Source organism: Pseudomonas sp. W2Aug9 (assembly GCF_023127755.1).
Taxonomy (GTDB): Bacteria; Pseudomonadota; Gammaproteobacteria; order Pseudomonadales; family Pseudomonadaceae; genus Aquipseudomonas; species Aquipseudomonas synxantha_A.
This window is the reverse complement of sequence record NZ_SPKL01000002.1, coordinates 26,136-49,821: the sequence shown is the minus strand read 5'-3', so window position 1 is coordinate 49,821 and position 23,686 is coordinate 26,136. Positions and strand designations below refer to the sequence as shown.

The 23,686-nt window shown below is 60.9% G+C and carries 20 protein-coding genes; 12 read left to right on the top strand and 8 right to left on the bottom strand.

The window, feature by feature from the left end; translation table 11 throughout:
* Window positions 1-114: 114 nt before the first annotated feature.
* Window positions 115-1,257 carry an MFS transporter gene (locus E3O56_RS01390; RefSeq protein WP_248127676.1) on the top strand — a complete coding sequence of 381 codons (1,143 nt, stop codon included), beginning with the start codon at window positions 115-117 and terminating at the stop codon, window positions 1,255-1,257.
* Window positions 1,258-1,268: 11 nt separating this feature from the next.
* Here the strand turns inward: E3O56_RS01390 and E3O56_RS01385 are convergent, their stop codons facing one another.
* Both E3O56_RS01385 and E3O56_RS01380 read right to left on the bottom strand, forming a co-directional pair.
* Entirely contained in the window at window positions 1,269-2,837 is a 1,569-nt protein-coding gene (locus tag E3O56_RS01385; RefSeq protein WP_081883358.1) for a phospholipase D family protein, read from the bottom strand.
* Between the two features lie 62 nt (window positions 2,838-2,899).
* Entirely contained in the window at window positions 2,900-4,324 is a 1,425-nt protein-coding gene (locus E3O56_RS01380) for a PLP-dependent aminotransferase family protein (protein WP_005792475.1), read from the bottom strand.
* 166 nt (window positions 4,325-4,490) lie between these two features.
* Here E3O56_RS01380 and E3O56_RS01375 point away from each other — a divergent pair, with 166 nt between their 5' ends.
* The gene (locus E3O56_RS01375; RefSeq protein ID WP_248127674.1) at window positions 4,491-4,715 is read left to right on the top strand and encodes a DUF1127 domain-containing protein; all 225 of its coding nucleotides are present in this window, start codon (window positions 4,491-4,493) and stop codon (window positions 4,713-4,715) included.
* On the opposite strand, the gene E3O56_RS01370 is transcribed toward E3O56_RS01375, so the two are convergent.
* Window positions 4,716-6,008, bottom strand: a complete 1,293-nt coding sequence (locus E3O56_RS01370) for an FAD-binding oxidoreductase (RefSeq protein WP_032878732.1) — start codon at window positions 6,006-6,008, stop codon at window positions 4,716-4,718.
* Window positions 6,009-6,123: 115 nt separating this feature from the next.
* Between E3O56_RS01370 and E3O56_RS01365 the strand changes: the two genes are divergently transcribed.
* Window positions 6,124-6,477, top strand: coding sequence for a YkgJ family cysteine cluster protein (locus E3O56_RS01365; protein ID WP_005792472.1), 354 nt, complete (start codon window positions 6,124-6,126; stop codon window positions 6,475-6,477).
* 5 nt (window positions 6,478-6,482) lie between these two features.
* Here the strand turns inward: E3O56_RS01365 and E3O56_RS01360 are convergent, their stop codons facing one another.
* A complete protein-coding gene (locus E3O56_RS01360; protein ID WP_003176896.1) occupies window positions 6,483-6,971 on the bottom strand; it encodes an Lrp/AsnC ligand binding domain-containing protein in 489 nt (162 codons plus the stop codon).
* 156 nt (window positions 6,972-7,127) lie between these two features.
* Here E3O56_RS01360 and dadA point away from each other — a divergent pair, with 156 nt between their 5' ends.
* The 6 genes from dadA (at window position 7,128) to E3O56_RS01330 (ending at window position 13,224) form a co-directional block, all read left to right on the top strand.
* Entirely contained in the window at window positions 7,128-8,429 is a 1,302-nt protein-coding gene (gene dadA, locus E3O56_RS01355) for a D-amino acid dehydrogenase (protein ID WP_032878734.1), read from the top strand.
* Window positions 8,401-8,754, top strand: a complete 354-nt coding sequence (locus E3O56_RS01350; RefSeq protein WP_005792470.1) for a RidA family protein — start codon at window positions 8,401-8,403, stop codon at window positions 8,752-8,754. The genes dadA and E3O56_RS01350 overlap by 29 nt, the downstream gene beginning before the upstream one ends.
* 78 nt (window positions 8,755-8,832) lie before the next feature.
* The gene (alr, locus tag E3O56_RS01345; protein ID WP_005792469.1) at window positions 8,833-9,906 is read left to right on the top strand and encodes an alanine racemase; all 1,074 of its coding nucleotides are present in this window, start codon (window positions 8,833-8,835) and stop codon (window positions 9,904-9,906) included.
* 116 nt (window positions 9,907-10,022) lie between these two features.
* Window positions 10,023-10,571 carry a cupin domain-containing protein gene (locus E3O56_RS01340; RefSeq protein ID WP_005792468.1) on the top strand — a complete coding sequence of 183 codons (549 nt, stop codon included), beginning with the start codon at window positions 10,023-10,025 and terminating at the stop codon, window positions 10,569-10,571.
* A gap of 181 nt (window positions 10,572-10,752) precedes the next feature.
* Window positions 10,753-11,163: a c-type cytochrome gene (locus E3O56_RS01335; protein ID WP_032878737.1), complete on the top strand. Its 411-nt coding sequence runs from the start codon at window positions 10,753-10,755 to the stop codon at window positions 11,161-11,163.
* Between the two features lie 138 nt (window positions 11,164-11,301).
* A complete protein-coding gene (locus E3O56_RS01330; RefSeq protein ID WP_248127672.1) occupies window positions 11,302-13,224 on the top strand; it encodes an acetyl-CoA hydrolase/transferase C-terminal domain-containing protein in 1,923 nt (640 codons plus the stop codon).
* Window positions 13,225-13,339: 115 nt separating this feature from the next.
* Here E3O56_RS01330 and E3O56_RS01325 read toward each other — a convergent pair whose 3' ends face one another.
* Together E3O56_RS01325 and rep are read right to left on the bottom strand one after the other, a co-directional pair.
* Window positions 13,340-13,912: a xanthine phosphoribosyltransferase gene (locus E3O56_RS01325; protein ID WP_032878740.1), complete on the bottom strand. Its 573-nt coding sequence runs from the start codon at window positions 13,910-13,912 to the stop codon at window positions 13,340-13,342.
* Between the two features lie 58 nt (window positions 13,913-13,970).
* On the bottom strand, window positions 13,971-15,980 hold the full coding sequence (gene rep, locus E3O56_RS01320) for a DNA helicase Rep (RefSeq protein WP_005792464.1): 2,010 nt from the start codon (window positions 15,978-15,980) through the stop codon (window positions 13,971-13,973).
* Between the two features lie 265 nt (window positions 15,981-16,245).
* Here rep and E3O56_RS01315 point away from each other — a divergent pair, with 265 nt between their 5' ends.
* Entirely contained in the window at window positions 16,246-17,910 is a 1,665-nt protein-coding gene (locus tag E3O56_RS01315) for a bifunctional diguanylate cyclase/phosphodiesterase (RefSeq protein WP_005792463.1), read from the top strand.
* Between the two features lie 139 nt (window positions 17,911-18,049).
* Here E3O56_RS01315 and E3O56_RS01310 read toward each other — a convergent pair whose 3' ends face one another.
* The gene (locus E3O56_RS01310; RefSeq protein WP_248127670.1) at window positions 18,050-19,453 is read right to left on the bottom strand and encodes a NorM family multidrug efflux MATE transporter; all 1,404 of its coding nucleotides are present in this window, start codon (window positions 19,451-19,453) and stop codon (window positions 18,050-18,052) included.
* 151 nt (window positions 19,454-19,604) lie between these two features.
* Between E3O56_RS01310 and E3O56_RS01305 the strand changes: the two genes are divergently transcribed.
* Together E3O56_RS01305 and E3O56_RS01300 are read left to right on the top strand one after the other, a co-directional pair.
* Window positions 19,605-20,525: a LysR substrate-binding domain-containing protein gene (locus tag E3O56_RS01305; RefSeq protein WP_078822626.1), complete on the top strand. Its 921-nt coding sequence runs from the start codon at window positions 19,605-19,607 to the stop codon at window positions 20,523-20,525.
* A gap of 177 nt (window positions 20,526-20,702) precedes the next feature.
* Window positions 20,703-22,679: a methyl-accepting chemotaxis protein gene (locus E3O56_RS01300; RefSeq protein WP_248127668.1), complete on the top strand. Its 1,977-nt coding sequence runs from the start codon at window positions 20,703-20,705 to the stop codon at window positions 22,677-22,679.
* A 3-nt stretch (window positions 22,680-22,682) separates the two neighbouring features.
* Here the strand turns inward: E3O56_RS01300 and E3O56_RS01295 are convergent, their stop codons facing one another.
* Window positions 22,683-23,597, bottom strand: a complete 915-nt coding sequence (locus E3O56_RS01295) for an ABC transporter six-transmembrane domain-containing protein (RefSeq protein ID WP_179119857.1) — start codon at window positions 23,595-23,597, stop codon at window positions 22,683-22,685.
* Window positions 23,598-23,686: the final 89 nt, after the last annotated feature.

Below are 23,686 nucleotides of genomic sequence, written 5' to 3'. Positions count from 1 at the left end.
CCCCGATAGCTGGGTGTCAGCCACTGCATGTGGTGACTGGCCCACCGTTATCGGGAGCAAGCCCCCTCCCACACTGTTTTGTGCGACCCGTAAATTATCCACAGGAGCGTGGCAATGCGTTGGGCGACTTATTTCGCCGTGCTGGCATCGGTACTCAGCGTTGGCCTGGCCTTGGGCGTGAGTATGCCGTTGGTATCCCTGCGTCTTGAAGGCTGGGGCTACGGCAGCTTCGCCATTGGCGTGATGGCGGCGATGCCGGCATTCGGCGTATTGCTGGGTGCCAAGTTCTCCAGCCGAATGGCGTCCTGGCTCGGCACTGCCAACCTGATGCGCCTGTGCCTGTGGGCCGGGGCGCTGTCTATCGGTTTGCTGGCGATCCTGCCCAGCTACCCGGTGTGGCTGGTGCTGCGGTTGATGATCGGGGTGATCCTGACCATCGTATTTATCCTGGGTGAAAGCTGGATCAACCAACTGGTGGTCGAGCAGTGGCGCGGCCGCCTGGTGGCGCTGTATGGCTGCACTTATGCCTTGAGCCAGCTGTCGGGACCCTTGCTGCTGGGCCTGATGGGCACCGATCATGATTACGGGTTCTGGGTGGGCGTCGGCCTTTTGGTAGTGGCGCCGCTGCTGCTGCTGGGGCGATCCGGGGCGCCGACGGCTGATGCGTTCGGCGTCACGTTCAGCGAGCTGTGGCGCTTTTGCCTGAGCTTGCCGGCGATTGCCTGGGCGGTGGCGTTATTCGCCGCATTCGAAGCGATGATTCTGACGCTGTTGCCGGTGTACTGCCTGCAACAGGGCTTCACTGCCGAGATTGCCTTGGCGATGGTCAGCACAGTGGTCGTGGGTGATGCGCTGCTGCAGTTGCCCATTGGCGCCCTGGCCGATTACTTGCCGCGCCGCACGTTGTTCCTGGGGTGTGCGCTGCTGTTGCTGGCGTCGAGCCTGGCGGTGCCGTTGTTGATGCACACACTGCTGATCTGGCCGGTGTGGGTGCTGTTCGGCGCCAGCGCGGGTGGGTTGTTTACCCTGTCGCTGATTTTGATTGGCGAGCGCTACCGTGATGATGCGTTGGTGCGTGCCAACGCCCACGTGGCGCAGCTGTGGGGCATTGGCTGCCTGATCGGGCCGCTGGTGGCGGGTGCGGGCAGCCAATGGGTCAGCGGTCATGCACTGCCATTGCTGATGGCGGCGGGGGCGTTGGGGCTGGTGGTGCTGTTGCTGCGCCAAGGGGCGTTTGGAGCAGCGCAGCCTGCCTGAACTTCTTTGGCTTAAAGCATACGTTCCAGGCCAACTGACGTGGCGAACCAGGCATTGAAACGGCGCCACCAACTGCCGGGCTCGCGGGTCAGGGTGTGCAATTGCCCGTTGTCCTCGGTGACCCACACCACATTGCCATCCTGCAATTTCGCCTCGTAGCTCAGCGTCGGCGCCATACCTTCCAGCGCCAGGTTGCGCACATGCTCCGCCAGTTCAGGGCTGTCCACCAGCACGCCGACTTCGGTGTTCCACAGCACCGAGCGCGGGTCGAAATTGAACGAGCCGATAAATGACTTCTCGCGATCGAAGATCATTGCCTTGCTGTGCAGGCTCGAATCGGAGCCGTAGAGGCTGCCTCGACGAAACAGGTGCGGGCCACTGCTGGCACTGGGGTCGCCTGGTTGTCGGCGCAGCTCATAAAGTTTGACCCCATGCTCCAGCAGTGCCTTGCGATAGGGCGCGTAACCGCCGTGCACGGCCGGTACGTCAGTGGCTTCAAGGGAATTGGTCAGCAGGCTCACTGACACCCCTGCGTCGGCCCGACCCGTCAGGTACACCAGCCCGGGCGACCCCGGAACGAAGTATGCCGAAATCATGATCAGTTCACGGCTGACCCCTTCCAGCTCCGGGGCCAGTTGGGTGGTGAGCAGCAACTGCGGGTCCGGATCAGCCTTGGCCAGCACCTTGCTCGGTGCGTCCCACAGCGCCTGGTTCCAGGCCCAGATCAGCTCACGGCGCCAGATGTCCATACGTGGTCGGGTCTGGTAGGTACGCAGGCGGTTATACAGGGCGTGGTTCTGCTGACGCGATTGCGCCAATGAAGCTTCCAGGCGCCCGCGGGCGACGGCCAGATCGATTTTGGAGGGCATCTTCGAGACAAACTCATCAATAGGTTTGCTCAGTGCGCTGTTCCAGTACTGATCGAAACTGTGACCCAGTTGCTCTGCCACCGGTCCGACGCTGAGCATGTCGATATCGGTGAAGTTCAGGTTGGGCTCGGCGTCGAAATATTCGTCCCCCAGATTGCGCCCGCCCACAATGGCCACGCTGTTATCCGCCAGCCACAGTTTGTTGTGCATGCGCCGATGTTGCAGCGACAGGTTGAATACACGGCCCATGGCGCGTGTAACGCCGGTGCTGCGGCCCAAATGCAGGGGGTTGAACAGGCGAATTTCGATTTTGGGGTGGGCGGCGAGGGTGGCGATGATTTGGTCGAGGCCGTCGCTGGTGGTGTCGTCCAGCAGGATGCGCACACGCACACCGCGGTCGGCGGCCTTGAGCAGTTCGTCCACAAGCATACGCGTGCTGATGCCGTCGTGAACGATGTAGTACTGCAAATCGAGGCTGGATTGGGCGTTGCGGATCAGCTCGGCGCGAGCCATGAAGGCTTCACTGCTGTTGGGCAGCAAGCGAAAACCCGAGCGCCCTTGGTGCGGCGCCGCCTGGGCCTGGATCGAGCGACCGAACGAGGAGCCGTTCGCCGGCAGGGCATCGCTGGGAATACGCGGTGTGTCGACCGTGGCGCAGCCGCCCAGGGCCAAGGTGCCCAACAGCAAAAACGGTAATAGCCGTCGAATTATCAAGGGAGCTGCTTCCAGGTCAGGGCGGTTATCGATATATGACGGCCTTTTCCGGCGAAAGGTCAGTGCAGCGTCTCTGCCAGCATCTTGAGCGCGGCGGCGCCGACCTTGCGCACCGCTTCTTCAATCTGCGGGGTTGGCTTGGCGGCGTAGTTCATACGCAGGCAGTTACGGTATTTGCCGGAGGCAGAGAAGATGCTGCCTACGGCCACTTGTACGCCTTGTTCCACCAACACGCGATTGAGCTTCAAGGTGTCGAAGCCCTCCGGCAGTTCGATCCACAGCAGGAAGCTGCCTTGGGGCCGACTGGCGCGCGTGCCTGCCGGGAAGTAGCGGCTCACCCAGTCGAGCATCAAGTCGCGATTGCGCTGGTATTGCGTGCGCATCCGGCGCAAATGCGGTTCGAAATGGCCGTTTTTGAGAAATTCGGCAATCGCAATCTGTGGCTGGGTGGCGGTAGAGCCGGTGCTGATGTATTTCATGTGCAACACCCGGTCCAGATAGCGCCCCGGCGCCACCCAGCCAATACGTAACCCGGGTGCCAGGGTTTTCGAGAATGAGCTGCAGAGCAGCACGCGGCCATCGTCATCGAAGGATTTAATGGTGCGCGGGCGTGGGTAGCTGTAGGCCAGTTCGCCATACACATCGTCTTCGATGATTGCCACGTCATAGCGCTGCGCGAGTGTCAGCAGTGCGCGTTTGCGCGCCTCCGGCATGATGTAGCCCAACGGATTGTTGCAGTTGGGCGTGAGCTGGATGACTTTGATCGGCCACTGTTCCAGCGCCAGTTCCAGCGCTTCCAGGCTAATGCCGGTGATCGGGTCGGTGGGGATTTCCAGGGCTTTCATGCCCAGGCCCTTGAGGGTCTGCATGGCGCCGTGGAAGCTGGGCGAGTCCACCGCAACAATATCGCCGGGCTCGCAAATCGCCCGGATGCTGGCCGACAGCGCCTCATGGCAGCCGGTGGTGATCACAATGTCTTCAGCGGTCAGTTGGCAGCCGGAGTCCAGCGACAGTCGAGCGATTTGCTCGCGCAATTCCATACAGCCAAGGATGTTGTCGTAATACAGGCCCGGCAGATCCTGGCGACGACTCACCCGCGCCAGGCTGCGCAGCAAAGGTTTCAGGGTGGGTGACAATACATCTGGCATACCACGGCCCATCTGTATGACGTCTTTGCGGGGTACCGCGCGAATCAGCTCAAGCACCTGGTCCCACTGGGAGATCTCTACCGGCCGTTGGGCCGGGCGGCCTATCTCGGGCAGGGCCGGCAGCTCGCGACCGGCGGGTACAAAGTAACCGGACTTGGGCTTGGGCATTGCCAGGCCGTTGTCTTCCAGCAACCGATAGGCCTGCTGCACGGTACTCAGGCTGACCCCGTGCTCCACGCTCAAGGCTCGCACCGAGGGCAAGCGATCGCCGGGGCGATAGAAGCCTTGTTCGATGCGAGTGCCGAGCAATTCAGCGAGGTTGACGTAAAGGGTCATGGCGGCCGCTCCTGATAGACCAGTACAGATAGAGTGAAAATACAGGATTCAGCCATCCATAGGCAGTATCTGTATGGATTTAATAAAAACAGGCTGGATCTGTAATGGTTTTGCCCGTGCCCCCATCCTAGTCACTCAAGGCAACAAGCCAACGAGGGGCAGCAAAATGAACGGCATGAGCGATGTGCGGCTGGCGCTACACGGCCAAGAACTGGAAGCAGGGCAGGAGCGGGCAACGACTGCGCCTGTCGGCAGCCGCTGGAGCCTGTTCTGGCAACGTCGTCACACGCGCAAGGCGTTGCTTACGCTGACCCGCGAGCAGCTGCTGGACGTGGGTTTGACCGCTGAACAGGCGCGCCAGGAAGGCTTGAAGCCGTTCTGGCGCAGTTGATCACACCAGTTCTTTGAGGCGGTGCCAGAGCATCCCCAGCGCCAGCAGCGGTGAACGCAAGTGTTTGCCACCGGGGAAGGTGATGTGCGGCACCTGAGCGAACAGGTCGAAACGCCCCTGTTGCTGGCCGCTGATGGCTTCGCCGAGCAACCTGCCCGCAAGGTGCGTGGCATTCAGGCCGTGACCCGCGTAAGCCTGGGCGTAATACACATTGGGTTGATCCGCCAACCGGCCGATCTGCGGCAGGCGGTTGGCGCCGATGCCGATCATGCCGCCCCATTGGTAGTCGATCTTCACGTCGGCCAGTTGCGGGAATACCTGCAACATTTTCGGTCGCATATAGGCGCCGATATCCTTGGGGTCGCGTCCGGAATAGTGGCAGGCGCCGCCGAACAACAGGCGGCGGTCGGCGGACAGGCGGAAGTAGTCCACCGTCACGCGCTGGTCACACACGGCCATGTTCTGCGGCAGCAGGCGGGTCGCTTGCGCTTCACTCAAGGGCTCGGTGGCGATGATGTAGCTGCCGGCCGGTAGTACCTTGCCACTCAACTGCGGGTTGAGCCCATTCAGGTAGGCGTTGCAGCACAGCACCAGGGTTTTGGCACGTACGTGGCCCTGGGCGGTGTGCACCTTGACGTCGGGGCCGTAGTCGATGCGCGTCACTTCAGACTGCTCGAACAACTTCACGCCCAACTGCTGCGCGGCGGCCGCTTCGCCCAGCGCCAGGTTCAGTGGGTGCAGGTGACCAGAGCCCATGTCGATCATGCCGCCCACATAGCGCTCGGAGCCGATCACGCTGCTCATCTGGCTGGCTTGCAGCAGGCGTACCTCGTGGCGGTAGCCCAGGCTGCGCAGTTCTTCGGCATCTTGCGCCAGGCCCTGCAAATCACGGGGTTTGTTGGCCAGGTCGCAGTAGCCCCAGGTCAGGTCGCAGGGAATCTGGAAGCGTTCTACGCGGTCACGCACGATCTCCACGGCTTCCAGCCCCATCAGCTTCATCTGGCGCACGCCGTCACTGCCGATCACGGACGCGAACTGATCCAGCCCGTGGCCGACGCCGCGAATCAACTGGCCGCCATTACGCCCGCTGGCGCCCCAGCCAACCCTGCGCGCTTCCAGCACCACCACGCTGAAGCCGCGCTCGGCCAGCTCCAAAGCCGTGTTGAGCCCGGAATACCCCGCGCCAATCACGCATACATCGGCGCGCAGCTCGCCTGTCAACGCCGGGTACTCGGGGTGCGGCACGCTGCTGGCGGCGTAGTAGGACGCGGTATGCCGGGCGCTGGCGGTCATGGGGAGCCTCCCTGTTTGGAAAATTTGACGCAGGATACAGCGGTCCGATGAAGCTGTCTGCGCGCTGCGTTTTGCGTCAGAATCCACGCCTATTCGCCGTTGGGTATGTGTATCGATGAGTTGCAACAGTCAGAAAGTCAGCGCGCTGCGCAGACAGATTCCTTCATTTGAATGTGTTCCGGGTTGCCATGACTGCTGTGGGCCGGTGACCACTTCGCCTGAGGAAATGTCGCGCCTGCCACGCAAGACGGCCGCCGAGCAGGAGGCCGCCATGGATGAGCTGAACTGCGTGCACCTGGGGCCCCATGGGTGCACGGTGTATGACGAGCGGCCACTGATCTGTCGCCTCTTCGGCACCACCAAGACCTTGCCATGCCCCAATGGGCGCCGACCGGTTGAGCTGATTCATCCGCGGGTCGAGAAGCAGATCCATGAGTACATGGCGAGTACCCGGCAAGTGCTGGTCTGACTGAGTCAATCGGGGATCGGCAGGTTCAGGCTCTCCTTCACCTCTTCCATCACGATATAGCTCTTGGATTCGCGCACATGGGGCAACTTGAGCAGGATATCGCCGAGCAACTTGCGGTACGAAGCCATCTCCGAGATACGCGCTTTCACCAGGTAGTCGAAGTCCCCTGATACCAAGTGGCACTCCAGCACATGAGGCAGTTTCAGCACGGCGCGGCGAAATTCCTCAAAGGTGTCGCCAGACTTGTAATCCAGGCTGATCTCGACAAATACCAGCAGGCTGCCTTTCAAATGCTGCGGGTTGAGCCGCGCGTTGTAGCCCATGATGATCCCTTCGCGCTCCAGGCGCCGCACCCGCTCGGTACAGGGAGTGGTGGACAGCCCGACCTTCTCCCCCAGCTCCGTGAACGAAATGCGCCCGTCGGTTTGCAGGATGCGCAGGATATTGCGGTCGATCTTGTCCAGCTCCCGCTTGGTCTGGGTGTTGGTACGCATAGGGGATACGCCTCTGTGAAAAGGGTTTTTGCCAAGAATTGTCGCCAAATATAGGCATTTATATAGTGAAATGCACTGGTGATTGTTTTTTACACTGCGTCCATCATTGCTCGAATAACACACGTCAGCGGCTAAGCCCGTGATGAGGATATAAAAATGCGCGTTCTGGTCTTGGGTAGCGGTGTCATTGGGGTGACCAGTGCCTACTATTTGGCGCGGGCCGGCTTCGATGTCGTGGTGGTCGACCGTCAGCCTGCCGCTGCCATGGAAACCAGTTTCGCCAACGCCGGCCAGGTGTCCCCTGGCTACGCCTCGCCATGGGCCGCGCCGGGCGTGCCGCTCAAGGCTATCAAGTGGTTGCTGCAGCGCCACGCGCCGCTGGCGATCAAGGCAACCGCCGATGTCGATCAATATCTGTGGATGGCGCAGATGCTGCGCAACTGCACGGCCAGCCGCTATGCGGTGAACAAGGAGCGCATGGTGCGCCTGTCCGAGTACAGCCGCGACTGCCTCGACGAATTGCGTGCCGAGACCGGCATTGCCTACGAAGGCCGCAGCCTCGGTACGACCCAGCTGTTCCGCACCCAGGCCCAACTTGACGGTGCCGCCAAGGATATCGCGGTGTTGAAAGAGTCCGGCGTGCCGTTCGAATTGCTTGATCGCGCCGGTATTGCCCGTGTTGAACCGGCCCTGGCCAGCGTTACGGATATCCTCGCCGGTGCTTTGCGGCTGCCGAATGACCAGACGGGCGACTGCCAGATGTTCACCACGCGCCTGGCCGAGATGTGCAAGCAGTTGGGCGTGGAGTTCCGTTTCGAGCAGGACATCCAGCGCCTCGATTACGCCGGTGATCGCATTAACGGCGTGTGGATCGACGGCAAGCTGGAAACCGCCGACCGCTATGTACTGGCCCTCGGCAGTTACTCGCCGAAGCTGCTCAAGCCCCTGGGGATCAAGGCACCGGTTTACCCGCTCAAGGGCTACTCGCTGACCGTGCCGATCACCAACCCGGCAATGGCGCCCACCTCGACCATTCTCGATGAGACCTACAAGGTCGCGATCACCCGTTTCGACAACCGTATTCGTGTCGGCGGCATGGCTGAAATAGCCGGTTTTGACCTGTCGCTGAATCCACGTCGACGTGAAACTCTGGAGATGATCGTCAACGACCTTTATCCTCAGGGCGGCGATTTGGCCCAAGCCAGTTTCTGGACCGGTCTGCGTCCGACCACACCCGACGGCACGCCGATTGTCGGTGCCACCCCATTCAAGAACCTGTTCCTGAATACCGGTCACGGCACGCTCGGCTGGACCATGGCCTGTGGCTCTGGCCGCTTGCTGGCCGACCTGATGGCAAAGAAAACGCCGCAGATCAGCGCCGCCGGCCTCGATATTTCCCGTTATGGCAATCACCAGGAGTCCGCACAACATGTCAATCCAGCGCCAGCTCACCAATGAGCGCATGAGCCAGATCGTGGTTCACAGCGGTACCGTGTATCTGGCCGGGCAAGTCGGCGACGACCTGAGTGCCGGGATTGAACAGCAGACCCGTGAAACCCTGGTCAATATCGAGCGTTTACTGGACCTGGCCGGTACCGACAAGTCCAGGTTGCTGTCGGTGACCATCTACCTGAAGGATATTGACGCCGACTTCGCCGGCATGAACGCGGTGTGGGACAAGTGGCTGCCCAAAGGCGTCGCTCCGGCCCGTGCCACGGTTGAAGCCAAATTGTGCGAGCCGCAAATCCTGGTAGAGCTGTCCGTCGTGGCGGCGCTGCCTTAGCAACGATCCCTCTCCCGGCGCCGACGTTGTTGGTCGGCACCGGTTTTTCTTCACCTTGCTGCCTAGAAGCCTGCCGCCATGCGTCCAGCCCGTGCCCTGATCGACCTTCAAGCCCTGCGCCACAACTACCAATTGGCCCGTGAAGTCACGGGGGCCAAGGCGCTCGCCGTGATCAAGGCCGATGCCTACGGCCATGGTGCCGTGCGCGTGGCCCAGGCACTGGAAACCGAAGCCGACGGGTTTGCCGTGGCGTGCATCGAGGAAGCCCTGGAACTGCGTGCCGCCGGCATTCGCGCGCCGGTGCTGTTGCTGGAAGGCTTTTTTGAGGCGGACGAGTTGCCGCTGATCATCGAACAGGATTTGTGGTGTGTGGTGCATTCGTTGTGGCAGCTTGAGGCCATCGAACAGGCCAAGCTGAGCAAACCGCTGACCGTGTGGCTCAAGCTGGACTCGGGCATGCACCGTGTCGGCTTGCATCCCAAGGATTATCAAGAGGCGTACCAGCGTCTGCTGGCCAGCGGCAAAGTCGCGAAGATCGTGTTGATGAGCCATTTTGCCCGCGCCGATGAGCTCGATTGCGTCAGCAGCAACGAACAAGTCACGGTATTCGAAGCAGCTCGCCAAGGCTTGGCTGCCGAAGTCAGCCTGCGTAACTCCCCATCTGTATTAGGCTGGCCAGGCGTGGCCAGCGACTGGGTACGCCCAGGCATCATGCTCTACGGCGCAACGCCATTTGGCGAAGACCAGGCCTTTGCCGCACGGTTGCAGCCGGTGATGACCCTGGAGTCCAAAATCATTTGTGTACGCGAACTGCCGGCTGGCGAACCCGTGGGCTATGGCGCCAGGTTTGTCACGCCCAAGCCGATGCGCATCGGAGTGGTTGCCATGGGCTATGCCGACGGTTACCCCCGCCACGCGCCAACCGGTACGCCGGTGCTGGTGGCGGGCCAGCGCAGCCAACTGCTGGGGCGCGTGTCCATGGACATGCTGTGTGTCGACCTTACCGACTTACCCCAAGCGGGCCTTGGCTCAACCGTGGAGTTGTGGGGCAAGAACATCCTCGCCAGTGACGTCGCCACTGCTGCCGATACCATTCCCTACCAGATTTTCTGCAACCTGCGCCGGGTGCCAAGGCTCTATTGCGGCGCTTGATGGCCGGATACGAATGCAGCTGCCCGGGATTTAGGCCCAAGTGTTGTAAATACTGAACGCTGTCGCCATGATAACGCTCAATTACAACAAAGCCTGAATCCTAGGAGGCTCCTGCATTGGACGTCGGCGAACGACTGCAATCCATCCGTAAACTCAAAGGTCTTTCCCAGCGCGAGCTTGCCAAGCGCGCGGGCGTCACCAACAGCACCATTTCGATGATCGAGAAAAACAGCGTCAGCCCCTCGATCAGCTCCCTGCGCAAGGTGCTGGGCGGTATCCCCATGTCCATGGTCGAGTTCTTTTCCGAGGAGATCCTCCAGGAAATACCGACGCAGATCGTCTATAAAGCCAATGAGCTGATCGACATCTCTGACGGTGCCGTCACCATGAAACTGGTGGGCCGGGCGCACCCGAGCCGGGCCATCGCCTTTCTCAACGAAATTTACCCGCCGGGCGCCGACACGGGCGAAGAAATGCTCACCCATGAGGGCGAGGAAACCGGGATTCTGCTGGAAGGTCGCCTGGAATTGGTGGTCGGTCTTGAAACTTTTGTGCTCGAAGCTGGCGATAGCTACTACTTTGAAAGCACCAAGCCCCATCGTTTTCGCAACCCGTTCGATGTGCCGGCGCGACTAATCAGCGCAGCCACGCCCGCGAACTTTTAACAAAAGAGGCGCCCTGCCAGCGTTGCAGAGGCTCCCATAGCTGTATCCGTGTGGCCGTATCTCCCTTTATTTAATAGGGTTGTTTCGGCAGCCCGGGCTAACCGTTATACTTTCGCCGCCTGCGAAACCGTGGCCGCAGGCGTGAATAGCCACCATTGAGGGTGAACGCGTGAACCTAATTATGAAAATGCTGGCTGCACCAGCAACCGTACTGGCCCTATGGGCTGTCAGCGCTCAAGCTGCGACCAATGATGACATTGCCAAGCGCCTGGAGCCTGTGGGCCAGGTTTGCGTCCAGGGCCAGGAATGCAAGGGCATGGAAGTGGCCGTGGCAGCGGGCGGTGGCGGTGCGAAAACACCGGACGAGATTATCGCCAAGCACTGTAACGCGTGCCACGGTACTGGCCTCTTGGGTGCGCCGAAAGTTGGCGACACCGCCGCCTGGAAAGAACGCGCCGACCACCAGGGCGGCCTCGATGGCATCCTGGCCAAGGCCATCACCGGTATCAACGCCATGCCACCCAAAGGCACCTGCGCTGATTGCTCGGATGAAGACCTCAAAGGCGCCATCAAGAAGATGTCCGGCCTGTAATCAGACGATCTTCGCCAAAAATGCCGCTTACGAGCGGCTTTTTTGTGCTCGCGATTTGTGTTTCGACGCTGTTCATTGCAGCAAAGACCCGGCAAGCTCGGTCCAACTCCAATTCATGGAATGTTCGGGAGCAGTCCGATGGTGCAGTTGTGTTCAATCGAGCAAGCAGTTGACGACGTACTGGCGCGGTTGCCGGCGCATATCCACATGGGCATGCCGCTGGGTCTTGGCAAGCCCAATCTGTTCGCCAACGCGCTGTACCGGCGTATTGCCAAACTGCCGGAGCGGGCGCTGACGATCTACACCGCGTTGAGCCTGGGCCGCCCGACGATGGGCGATGGCTTGCAGAAGCGCTTTCTCGAACCGTTCATCGAGCGGGTGTTTGGTGACTACCCTGAACTGGACTTCCTCGCCGACCTGCACAAGGACAGCCTGCCGAAAAATATCCAAGTGCAACAGTTTTTCATGCAGCCCGGCAGCCTGCTCCACAGCACTTCGGCGCAGCAGGATTACGTCAGCAGCAACTACAGCCATGCCGCACGCGACATCAATGCTGCCGGCCTGAACCTGGTGGCGCAACTGGTTGCCAGCAGCGCCGAGCATCCTGATCGCCTGAGCCTGAGCTGCAACCCGGATATCACCCTCGACCTGCTGCCGATGATCGCCAAGCGCCGCGAAGCCGGGGAAACCATCCTCGTTGTCGGCCAGGTCCACAGCGATCTGCCCTACATGCCCGGCGACGCCGAGTTGGGCATGGACGCGTTCGACTACCTGCTCGATGAAAAAGACAGCACCACATTGTTTTCCACGCCGAACATGCCGGTGGGCTTCCAGGATCATTTTATTGGCCTGCACGCCAGCACCCTGGTACGTGACGGCGGCACCTTGCAGATTGGCATTGGCTCCATGGGCGATGCGCTGACCGCCGCCTTGCTGGCGCGCCAGGCCGATAACGAAGCCTATCGATTGCTGCTGACGGACCTGGATGTGTATCAGTGGGCGCCACTGATCAGCCGTGAGGGCGGTGTCGAGCCTTTCGCACGTGGTCTTTACGGTTGCAGCGAGATGTTCGTCAACGGGCTGTTGGTGCTGGCGGATGCGGGGATTGTGCGCCGCAAGGTCTACTCGGATGTGGCGACCCAGACGCAGGCCAACGAAGGCACTCTGGACGATGCGGCGCAACCCGATGGCGTGTCGATCCACGGTGGCTTCTTTCTAGGGCCGCGCAGTTTTTACCAGCGCTTGCAGGAAATGACCCACGCCAAGCGTCTCGAATTCAACATGACTGCCATCAGCTATATCAACGAGCTGTACGGCCAGGAAGAACTCAAGCGGCTGCAGCGCCTGGATGCGCGCTTCATCAACAGCGCAATCATGGTCACATTGCTCGGTGCCGGCGTGGCCGACCAGCTGGAAGACGGTCGCGTGCTCAGCGGTGTGGGCGGGCAATACAATTTCGTTGCCCAGGGGCATGCGCTGGACGGTGCGCGTTCAATCCTGATTTTGCGCAGCTGGCGGGAGTCGGCGGGCGAGGTCAGTTCCAATATTGTCTGGGAGTACGGCCACTGCACCATTCCCCGGCACCTGCGGGATATCGTCATTACCGAGTACGGCATTGCCGACTTGCGCGGGCAGACGGATGCCAAGGTGATCGAAGCGCTGCTCAATATCACCGACTCGCGTTTCCAGGGCGACTTGATTGAGCAGGCACAAAAGGCCGGCAAGCTGCCCAAGGACTTCCAGCTGGATCCGCGCTTTGCGGACAACACGCCGGAACGCCTCCAGGCGATTCAGGCCAAGCATCGACGGTTGTTCCCGGAATACCCGTTGGGCAGTGATTTCACGGATGAGGAGCGGGACTTGTTGCGAGCGCTGAACTGGCTCAAGAGCAAATTCAAGCTGACGGAGATTCTGGAGTTGGGCAAGGCGGCACTGGATGCACCGGAGCCGCAGGCGTATCCCGAGCATTTGGTACGGATGCGTCTGGATAAGCCGGAGGGGTTTAAAGAGGATTTGTATCAGCGGCTATTGCTTGCTGGGCTACAGGCCACCGCCCGCTGACAGGCAACACAAATCAAATGTGGGAGCTGGCTTGCCTGCGATGAGGGCCTGACAGTCGATATCTCTGTCGTTTGACACTCCGCTATCGCAGGCAAGCCAGCTCCCACACGTTGATTTAGTCGATGAAGGTCACGACACCACCCGCCAAGGACTTCACCCGCGCCAGCGACTCAACCCGATAACCCTGCGCATCCAGCTCTGCACGCCCACCCTGGAACGACTTCTCGATCACGATCCCCAAGCCCGCAACAGTCGCGCCGGCCTGCTTGATGATCGAAATCAGCGCCTGGGACGCTTTGCCGTTGGCCAAAAAGTCATCGATCACCAGCACGCGGTCGCTGCTGGTCAGGTGGCGTGGGGAGATCGCCACGGTGCTTTCGGTTTTCTTGGTGAAGGAATACACCGTTGCCGACAGCAGGTTTTCCGTCAGGGTCAACGACTGCTGCTTACGCGCGAAGATCACCGGTACACCCAGGTTCAGCCCGGTCATGATCGCCGGTGCAATACCTGAGGCTTCGATGGTGACGATCTTGGTGATCCCCGAATCCTTGAACAGCGCGGCGAATTCGTCGCCGATCAGTTTCATCAGTGCCGGGTCGATCTGGTGGTTCAAAAAGGCGTCGACCTTGAGAACCTGATCGGAAAGCACGATGCCTTCTTCGCGAATTTTCTTGTGCAGTGCTTCCACGGAAAGCTTCCTCTGATGGCGCAGCAGGCGCCGAAAGTAGATTGAAAAGTAGTCGATTCTAGCGCTTTAGCATTGCGCGTATATCCGCCAGGGCGGTGTTGCCGCGAACGGCCTTCACCTCGGTGGGGGTGTCGTCATTGCCTTCCCAGGCCAGGTCATCGGGCGGCAGCTCGTCAAGGAACCGGCTGGGGGCACAATCGATGATTTCGCCGTATTGCTTGCGCTTGGCGGCAAAGGTGAAGGCCAGGGTCTGACGTGCGCGGGTGATGCCCACGTAGGCCAGGCGCCGTTCTTCCTCGATGGTGTCGGCTTCGATGCTGGAGCGGTGTGGGAGGATTTCCTCTTCCATGCCCATGATGAACACGTAGGGAAATTCCAGGCCCTTGGAGGCATGCAAGGTCATCATCTGCACGCCTTCGGCGCCGTCTTCCTCTTCCTGCTGGCGCTCAAGCATGTCACGCAACACCAGCTTGCCGATGGCGTCCTCGACGGTCATTTCGCCGTCTTCGTCTTTTTCCAGGGTGTTCTTCAGCGCTTCGATCAGGAACCAGACGTTGCCCATGCGGTAATCCGCGGCCTTGTCGCTGGAACTGTTGGTGCGCAGCCAGTTTTCATAGTCGATGTCCATGACCATGCTGCGCAGGGCGCTGATCGGGTCTTCGCCGGCGCACTGTTCGCGCACCTTGTCCATGAAGCGCTTGAAGCGCGACAGGCGATCGGTGAAGCGCGTGTCCAGGTGTTCGCCCAGGCCGATTTCGTCGGTGGCGGCATACATGGAAATCTTGCGTTCGGTGGCGTAGTTGCCGAGCTTTTCCAGGGTAGTGGAGCCGATTTCCCGGCGCGGTACGTTGATCACCCGCAGGAAGGCGTTGTCGTCGTCCGGGTTCACGATCAGCCGGAAGTAGGCCATCAGGTCTTTTACTTCCTGGCGTCCGAAAAAGCTGTTGCCGCCCGACAGGCGATACGGCACCTGGTGGTGCTGCAGTTTCAGCTCGATCAGCTTGGCCTGGTAGTTGCCGCGATACAGGATCGCAAAGTCGCTGTAGGGCCGGTCGGTGCGCAGGTGCAGGCTGAGGATTTCCACGGCCACGCGTTCGGCTTCGGCGTCTTCGTTGCGGCAGCGGATCACGCGGATCTCATCGCCATGACCCATCTCGCTCCACAGTTGTTTTTCAAACTCGTGGGGGTTGTTGGAGATCAGCACGTTGGCGCAACGCAGGATGCGGCTGGTGGAGCGATAGTTCTGCTCCAGCATCACCACTTTCAGCGACGGGTAGTCTTCCTTGAGCAGCATCAGGTTTTCCGGGCGGGCGCCGCGCCAGGCGTAGATCGACTGGTCGTCGTCGCCCACCACGGTGAACTGGTTGCGCGTACCAATCAGCAACTTCACCAGCAGGTATTGGCTGGCGTTGGTGTCCTGGTATTCGTCCACCAGCAGGTAGCGCACCTTGTTTTGCCACTTCTCCAGGATGTCCTTGTGTTCCTGGAACAGCTTGACCGGCAGCAGGATCAGGTCGTCGAAGTCCACTGCGTTGAACGCCTTGAGCGTGCGCTGGTAGTGGGTGTAGACAATGGCGGCGGTCTGCTCCTTGGGGTTGCGTGCAGCTTCCAGGGCTTCGGCGGGCAGGATCAGGTCGTTTTTCCATGAGCCGATCATGTTCTTGATTTCGTCGACGCCGTCGTCGCCTGCGTATTCCTTCTGCATGATGTCGGTCATCAGGGCTTTGACGTCGGTCTCGTCAAAGATCGAGAAGCCGGGCTTGTAGCCCAGTCGCACATGCTCCTTGCGGATGATGTTCAGGCCCAGATTGTGGAAGGTACACACCGTCAGGCCGCGGCCTTCGCCGCCCTTGAGCAGGGTGCCGACCCGCTCTTTCATTTCCCGCGCCGCCTTGTTGGTAAAGGTCATGGCGACGATGTACTGGGCGCGGATGCCGCAGTTCTGGATCAGGTGCGCGATCTTGCGGGTGATCACGCTGGTCTTGCCGGAGCCGGCGCCGGCGAGCACCAATAGAGGGCCGCCGACGTAGTTCACGGCTTCTTGCTGCCGGGGATTGAGTCGGGACATACGGAGTTTTAGGAGTCGTTGTTCAAAAGGGCGGGCATTTTAACAGGCTGGCAAGATTCTGCTGCCTTAGAACGACGGTGTGACGTACCACTCGATCTAAATTTGCCGGTTTTGCTACTTTGCCGCAGGATGTGGGGAATACTCAGACTATTTTTCACAGTCTGCGTGTTTGATAACACCTATCATTTGTCACGCATTTATCATTGCCAGGCCGCACGTCATAATGCCATCGCTCACGAAATTTAGCAGAGTCTAGGGAGTTAGCTTGTCTACGCCTGTCGAACCCTTGCGTTTGCTGCTGCTGGCCGAAGAGCCTGCATGGGCAGCGTTGTTGCGCGAGTGCCTGGTGCCGATGGGCGAAGGGGCTGTGCTGATCAGTGCACCCAACTGGGACTCGGTGAGTCGTCTGTTCGATGACGATCAGGGCGCCGTGCTATTGACCACGCCCAGCCTGCAGCCCGGTCCTGGCCGCTGCAGCTTGCCGTGTGTATTGCTGTTGGAGCAGGAGCCGCTGGTGTCGCCGCTCGGTGTCAGCGACTGGTTGATCCTGAATGGGCTGGACCCTGAAACATTGCGCCGCTGCTTGCGCCATGTGCGCGAGCGCGGCGTTCTGGAGAACACCTTGCAGCGCTTGGCCGAGCAGGACCCGCTCACCGGTATCGCCAACCGCCAGGGCTTCCAGACACTGTTGGCGGCGCGGCTGGCGGACAACGAAGGCCGCGGCCTGGCTCTGGGCCATCTGGACCTGGACAACTTCCGTCATGCCAACGACGCCCTCGGCCACCAGGCCGGCGATCGGTTGATCCTGCAAGTGGTGTCGCGGCTCAAGAGCCAGCTCGAAGCCGGGGACCAGCTGGCGCGGCTGGGCAGCGATGAATTTGCCTTGCTGATCGACACCCGTCGCGCGCCCCAGCGTGCCGAGTGGATGGCCGAGCGCATCACCGAAGTGATGGCCGAGCCTTACTGGGTCGATGGCGAAAGCTTGTTGATCGGCTGCAGCCTGGGCGTGGCACATGCGCGCGCCCGCGCCGGCGCTGACCCGTTGATGTGGCACGCCCATATCGCCATGCAGCAGGCCAAAAGCACCCAGGGCTGCACCTTTCACATCTTCAATGAACGCATCAACCGCAACGCTCGCAGCCTGGCCGACCTGGAAAGTGAACTGCGCCGGGCTTTGCGCCGCGATGAGCTGGAGCTGCATTACCAGCCGCGCCTGGACTTGGACGACGGTCATATCGTCGGCCTCGAAGCCCTGGTGCGCTGGCGCCACGGTGAGCGCGGCTTGTTGCCACCCAGCGAATTCGTGCCGCTGGCCGAGCAGAGTGGCCTGATCGTGCCTTTGGGCTACTGGGTGATTTCCCGGGCCCTGCGCGACATGCAAGACCTGCGCGAACGCGGCCTGCCGCCGCTGCACATGGCCGTCAACCTGTCGTTTCGCCAGTTCCAGGACAGCCAATTGCTCTCCACACTCAGTCGCCTGATTGCCGAGCGTGGCGTGGAAGCGCAATGGCTGGAGTTCGAATTGACTGAAACCGCGGTGATGCGCCGCAGCGATCTGGTCAAGCAGACCATGGACGCCCTGGGCCGCCTCGGCGTGCGGTTCTCCCTGGATGACTTCGGTACCGGGTTTTCGTCATTCGTACACCTCAACAGCCTGCCGATCGCCTTGTTGAAGATCGACAAAAGTTTTGTCGGCGGCATGGAAGAGCGCGAAGAAAACCGCAAATTGGTACACGCGATGATCAACCTGGCCCACAACCTCAACCTGGAAGTGGTGGCCGAAGGCGTGGAGACACCCGAGCAGCTTGAGCTGTTGCGGTTGTTCGGTTGTGACCAGGCCCAGGGGTACCTGATCAGCAAGCCGTTGCCGTTGGCGGAACTGGTGGAGTACCTGATGTTTGGGCAAAGCCAGCAGGCGCTGTTGGGCTGAGCGATCCAGACGTGCAAATACAATTAAAACTGTGGGAGGGGGCTTGCTCCCGATAGCGGTGCGTCAGTCAGCAAATGCAGTGACTGACACTCAGCAATCGGGAGCAAGCCCCCTCCCACAGTTCTGACCGAGCAGGGCTTTATTCTGTCGGTGCGGCCTGAAAGGCAGGCTGCATTTCAGGCTCCCGCCGAATCATCCGCTTCATCTTCGCCTCAAACGCCCATGTCAGGCTCACCGCCGCGCACGCCAGTCCCAGCGCCAAGCCCCACCATACCCCGGTGGGCCCCCAGCCTAAAGTGAACGCCATCAGCCAGGCCGAGGGCGCACCGATCAGCCAGTAGCAACCCAGGCCGACCAGGAAGGTGGTCTTGGCGTCCTTCAAACCACGGATACAGCCCATGGCAATGGTCTGCACACCGTCGAACAATTCAAACCACGCGGCGACGGCCAGCAGGCTGACGGCCAGGACGATGACGTCATGGAACGCCGGGTCGTCATGATCCAGGAACAGCCCGATCAACGGGTCGGAAAACAGCCACAACACTACGGCAAATCCCAGCATTACCATGGCACCAAAGCCTATGCCGACCCGACCGGCCATGCGTGCCTGCAACAACTGCCCGGCGCCGTAATGCTGGCCGATGCGCATGGTCACCGCGTAGGACATCCCCGCCGGTACCATGAACGCCACCGAGACAATTTGCAGGGCAATCTGATGCGCGGCCAACTGGGTACTGCCCATGGTGCCCATGCACAACGCCGCAAAGGCAAACAGCCCGACCTCTACTGCATAGGTGCCGCCGATCGGCAGGCCCAGGCGCCACAGCTCGCGCAGGTAGTGGGTATTCAAGCGCAGCAGTCCAGTACCCAGCGGGTAGGCGGCGTAGGCGCGGTTGCTGCGGATGTACCACATCAATGCCAGCGCCATGCCGTTGGCGACGATGGCGGTCACCAGGCCAATGCCCATCAGGCCCAGTTTCGGCAGGCCGAACATGCCTTCGATCAAGGCGTGATTGAGCAGGTAGTTGACCACGGTGCCGCACAGGCTGATCACCATCACCGGCGTCGCCTTGCCGATCGCGCTGGTAAAGCCGCGCAGCGCCATGAAAGTCAGATAGCCGGGCAGGGCGAAAGGCAGGATGGTGAGGAATTGCCCCGCCGCTTGTACGTTGGTTTCGGTCTGGCCGAACATCAGCAGCACCGGCTTCAAGTTCCATAGCAGCAGCGCCGCTGCCAAGGCCATCAACCACGCCAGCCACAGCCCGGCCTGGGTGAGGCGCGTGGCGCCGTCGATATCGCCTGCGCCGTGACGAATGGCGACCAGGGTGCCCACCGCGGCAATCACGCCGATGCAGAAGATCGCCACGAACGAATAGCTCGCCGCGCCCAGGCCGCCGCCGGCCAGGGCTTCGGGGCTCAGGCGCGCCATCATCAGGGTGTCGGTCAGCACCATCAGCATGTGCGCCAACTGTGAGGCAATCAACGGCCCCGACAGCCGCAGAATGGCCCAGAGTTCGGTACGTGCCGGATGTTGCATGATCATCACACTCAAATAGTCAGGAAATGGGGGGAGATTGATTCTCGGCGCTTTGGGCGCTTTGCACAAAAGGATAAAAGCGATCGTTCACATGATTAAAACTCATGCCTCGTTGATTCTGATAGGGTGCCGATATTGCGCCGTCGGAGCTTTCCCAATGTCTCGTCGTCTTCCTCCACTGTATGCCCTGCGTGCATTTGAAGCCGCTTCCCGGCACAACTCCTTCACCCGTGCGGCGCAGGAACTGTCCATCACCCAAAGTGCGGTCAGCCGGCATATCCGCACCCTCGAGGAGCATTTCGCCTGCCGCCTTTTCCAGCGCAGCGGTCGCAATCTGCAGCTCACCGAAGCCGCACGCCTGTTGCTGCCCGGCGTGCGCGAAGGCTTCGCTGCGTTGGAGCGCGCCTGTCATACCTTGAATACTGAAGATGACATTCTGCGCATGAAGGCACCGTCCACCTTGACCATGCGCTGGCTATTGGCGCGCCTGAGTCGCTTCCGCGCCTTGCAGCCAGGCAATGAGGTGCAACTGACCAGTGCGTGGATGAGCGTGGATGAAGTGGACTTCAACCAGGAACCCTTCGACTGTGCGGTGTTGTTGAGCGATGGGCGTTTTCCGGCGGACTGGGAGGCCAGTTACCTGTTCCCCGAATTGCTGATCCCCGTGGGCGCGCCGAACCTGCTGGATGATGGGCCTTGGGACGCTGCCCGCCTGGCGAGTGCCGAGTTGTTGCATCCCACGCCTGATCGTCGCGACTGGCGCAACTGGCTGGAGCGCATGGGGTTGTCGTCCCGGGTGTCTCTCAAGGGCGGGCAGGTGTTCGATACCCTTGAGTTGGGCATGATCGCGGCGGCGCGTGGCTATGGCGTGTCCATGGGCGATTTGTTGATGGTGGCCGAAGATGTCGCCCAGGGACGCCTGAGCCTGCCGTGGCCCAGGGCGGTCGCCAGTGGGGAAAGTTACTACCTGGTGTGGCCGAAAACCCGTCCCGGGGGGGAACGCTTGCGACGGCTGGCGGAGTTTCTTCAAGGTGAAGTCAAAGCGATGGAGTTACCTCAGGTTGAACGTCTGGATTGAGTAGGGGCCGGCGTTTGATGCAATCGTTTGCGGGATACCCCTGTGATTCGCTCAAGTATTACCAAGTGCCGCCGAAGAAGGTGTGTTGGAACCATCGTGCACCAACGTTTCCCACTAGATAATTTGCCGAGCAGCGCTATGAGATCAGGATGATCCTGGCCTCGGCCAGGAGCTGTCATGTCTCAACCTCGTGCCCGGATTGCCTCCCAGTTAGGTCTCGCCCTTGCCGTGATTCTGGCTGTCGTTATCAGCGGCAGCACTGTGTTTGCCCTGCGTTCCCTTGACTCCGCCAACCTCGACACCCGTGAGGAGCACCTGGCCAGCGAGGCGCGTTTGCTCGCCGACCAACTCAATACCTTCCACAGCACCTTGCGCGAGAGTACGCAGCGTTTGAGCGGGCTGTTTGAAAAACGCTTCGGCGCCGGCCTGAGTGTGCGTGCCGACCAACCCGTGGCCGTGGCCGGTGTACAGACGCCGAGCCTGTACCTGGGTAATGAGGTGCTGAACAACAATTTCGAAGAAGTGGATGAGTTCAAGCAAATGTCCGGCGGTGTGGCCACCGTATTCGTGCGCAGCGGCGACGACTTTATCCGCGTGAGCACTTCCCTGACCAAGCAGGATGGCAATCGTGCCATCGGGACCGTGCTTGACCGACAGGGCGCGGCTTACCAGCGTGTTGCCGACGGGCAAACCTATATCGGCCGTGCGGTATTGTTCGACCGTTCCTACATGACCCAGTACAGCCCGGTACGTGACAGCAACGGCAAGGTCATCGCCGTGCTGTTTATCGGCTTCGATTACACCGACGCGCAGAACGCCCAGTTTGAAAACCTCAAGCGCTTCCGCCTCGGCCAGACCGGCTCCCTGGCGCTGCTGGATGAGCAGAAGCATTGGCTGGTGCCGCCAGCCGGCGTGCAGGCGCCGGACCAGGCCATTGCCGTGATGCTCGACCTGGCAAAGACGCCGGGGGCAGGGCGTTTCTGGAGCGACAAGAATGAAGATTTCTATAGCGTCTCGGTGCCGTTCGAAGGCGGCCCCTGGGCGGTGGTGGCGAGTATGCCCAAGGCGGAAATACGCGCCGTGACGTGGGAAGTCGGGATTCGCCTGGTGATCGGCAGCGTGCTGGCGATGTTGCTGGCAGTGGGCGCCACGGTGTGGCTGTTGCGCAGCAAGCTGGCGCCATTGAGTGATTTGGTACGCCAGGCGCAAGCTCTGGGCGCAGGCGACTTGAGCGCACGCCTTAACGTGTCCAGCCATGACGAAATCGGGCAGTTGGCGCGCAGCTTCAATCAGATGGGTGAGGCGCTGTCGACCATGGTTTCGCATATCCGCAGTGCTGCCGAACAGGTCAACAGCCGCGCCCAGGCGCTGTCGGAGCTATCCGGTGGCGCCTACGAAGGCATGGAGCAACAGTCCGGCGAGATCACCAGTATGGCCGGCGCGGTGGAAGAGTTCAGCGCTACCTCGTTGAACATCGCCGACAACATGGGCAACACCGAGCGCCTGGCGCAAGAGAATGCCCAGCAGACCCGGATCGGCCGCACCTCGATGCAAGAGGCGTCATCGTCGCTGGAGCATATTGCCACTGCCCTGAACAGCACAGCCGCAGTGATCAACACCTTGGGCCAGCGCTCCCAGGAAATCGGCGGGATCGTCGGTGTGATTACCTCCATCGCCGAACAGACCAACCTGCTGGCGCTCAACGCCGCCATCGAAGCCGCCCGCGCCGGTGAGCAAGGCCGCGGTTTTGCCGTGGTCGCCGACGAAGTGCGCAACCTGGCCTCGCGCACCCGCCAGGCCACCGATGAAATTTCGGCGATGATCCAGAGCATCCAGCAGGAAACCGGCAATGCCATCAGCACCATGGAACACGGCAAGGTATTGATGCAGGACGGCCTGTCGCGCAACGCCGACGTCGCCTCGGCCCTGGCGCGTATCGATGAGCAAAGCCGCTCGGCCGGCCAGCAATTCGCTGCGATCACCACCGCCACCCAGGAGCAGAGCAGCACCGCAACCCTGCTCAGCAGTAACTTGCAGAGCATTGCCCTGGCCAACAGCGAGCAGCGCGAAGTGGTGTCGAACCTGGCAGTCACCGCCAAGGAACTGGAAACCTTGGCGGCAGGCTTGCGTCAGGAGGTAGACCGGTTTCGTTGAGGCTTAGTGGTCGCCCAGCCCTGGGTCTACGCGCTTGCCGATGTCCTTGAGCCGCGCCAGTTGGTCGACCATACCTGGCGCTTCATCCATGCTGGTCACGAAGGTCCACAGGTAAGTCATCACCGCGTAGATGTGGCCGGCCTTGACCCCTGGGGACAAGGCCAACTGGCTGATCGCGACCACAAACAGCAAAGCCGCGAGCGTACCGAGAAACAGGTACGCCGCAGCCTCGCGGTCTGAAAGCCAGATGCGCAGGCGCGACAGCACCTGGTAGTGACGTCGCAGGGTCGGCGCGCCGACCTTTTCGACCAGGCCGATTTCTTTCTCCAGGCGGTTATTCAGGCGCTCGTGTAGTTCCTGATTGCGCTGTGCAAAGCGTGGCAACAAGGTCATGCACAGCAGCAGCGCGGCCAGACAGGCCATGCCTACCCATGGCTCAATCACGATCAACATTACCGCCGCGCCCACAATCGACACCAACGCCGTGGCGATGATTGGCACGTGCTTTTCAAAGAAGTCGACAAATTCCCGTGCCAGCACCACCCGTGCCGCTGATTTCGAGGTGCTGTGGTTCTGTTGGCGCTGGTTGAGGATGACTGGCACCGCAAGGTCGGCGTAAATGCGCGTGAACGTGCGTGTATCCAGCGCTCGCCGTGCCGCCCCGACCACCCAGAACGCCATGACCACGGCGGCATAGAACAACGCACTGGTGGCATCGCCGCGGATAATCGAATCCACCGCGAACCCGGCAAACAGCGGATAGGCCAACAACAGTGCGTTCTCCAGCGCCACCAGCGACAAGGTGCAAGACAGCTTGCCGGGATAGGCTTTGGCAATAGCCTTGAGTGTCTGGCTGGCGGACTGCTGGCCGATTTTCTGGCTTTCTTCGATCAGAATTTGGGGGGTGACGGATGTCATGGGTGCACCAAAGGAGTGATAGACGCTATTATTGAGCGACTGCTCAAGTATCCTTGAGCGATCGCTCAAAAAGCAAGCGCCGCTCATCT

What these genes read in the sequence shown, in the direction of transcription:
- E3O56_RS01335 (WP_032878737.1), top strand. Translation starts at nt 10,753, where the DNA reads ATGAAAATGCTGGCTGCACCAGCAACCGTACTGGCCCTATGGGCTGTC.
- E3O56_RS01310 (WP_248127670.1), bottom strand. Translation starts at nt 19,453, where the DNA reads ATGATCATGCAACATCCGGCACGTACCGAACTCTGGGCCATTCTGCGG.
- E3O56_RS01300 (WP_248127668.1), top strand. Translation starts at nt 20,703, where the DNA reads ATGTCTCAACCTCGTGCCCGGATTGCCTCCCAGTTAGGTCTCGCCCTT.
- E3O56_RS01350 (WP_005792470.1), top strand. Translation starts at nt 8,401, where the DNA reads ATGTCAATCCAGCGCCAGCTCACCAATGAGCGCATGAGCCAGATCGTG.
- dadA (WP_032878734.1), top strand. Translation starts at nt 7,128, where the DNA reads ATGCGCGTTCTGGTCTTGGGTAGCGGTGTCATTGGGGTGACCAGTGCC.
- E3O56_RS01375 (WP_248127674.1), top strand. Translation starts at nt 4,491, where the DNA reads ATGAACGGCATGAGCGATGTGCGGCTGGCGCTACACGGCCAAGAACTG.
- E3O56_RS01295 (WP_179119857.1), bottom strand. Translation starts at nt 23,597, where the DNA reads ATGACATCCGTCACCCCCCAAATTCTGATCGAAGAAAGCCAGAAAATC.
- E3O56_RS01365 (WP_005792472.1), top strand. Translation starts at nt 6,124, where the DNA reads ATGAGTTGCAACAGTCAGAAAGTCAGCGCGCTGCGCAGACAGATTCCT.
- alr (WP_005792469.1), top strand. Translation starts at nt 8,833, where the DNA reads ATGCGTCCAGCCCGTGCCCTGATCGACCTTCAAGCCCTGCGCCACAAC.
- E3O56_RS01305 (WP_078822626.1), top strand. Translation starts at nt 19,605, where the DNA reads ATGTCTCGTCGTCTTCCTCCACTGTATGCCCTGCGTGCATTTGAAGCC.
- rep (WP_005792464.1), bottom strand. Translation starts at nt 15,980, where the DNA reads ATGTCCCGACTCAATCCCCGGCAGCAAGAAGCCGTGAACTACGTCGGC.
- E3O56_RS01360 (WP_003176896.1), bottom strand. Translation starts at nt 6,971, where the DNA reads ATGCGTACCAACACCCAGACCAAGCGGGAGCTGGACAAGATCGACCGC.
- E3O56_RS01390 (WP_248127676.1), top strand. Translation starts at nt 115, where the DNA reads ATGCGTTGGGCGACTTATTTCGCCGTGCTGGCATCGGTACTCAGCGTT.
- E3O56_RS01380 (WP_005792475.1), bottom strand. Translation starts at nt 4,324, where the DNA reads ATGACCCTTTACGTCAACCTCGCTGAATTGCTCGGCACTCGCATCGAA.
- E3O56_RS01370 (WP_032878732.1), bottom strand. Translation starts at nt 6,008, where the DNA reads ATGACCGCCAGCGCCCGGCATACCGCGTCCTACTACGCCGCCAGCAGC.
- E3O56_RS01330 (WP_248127672.1), top strand. Translation starts at nt 11,302, where the DNA reads ATGGTGCAGTTGTGTTCAATCGAGCAAGCAGTTGACGACGTACTGGCG.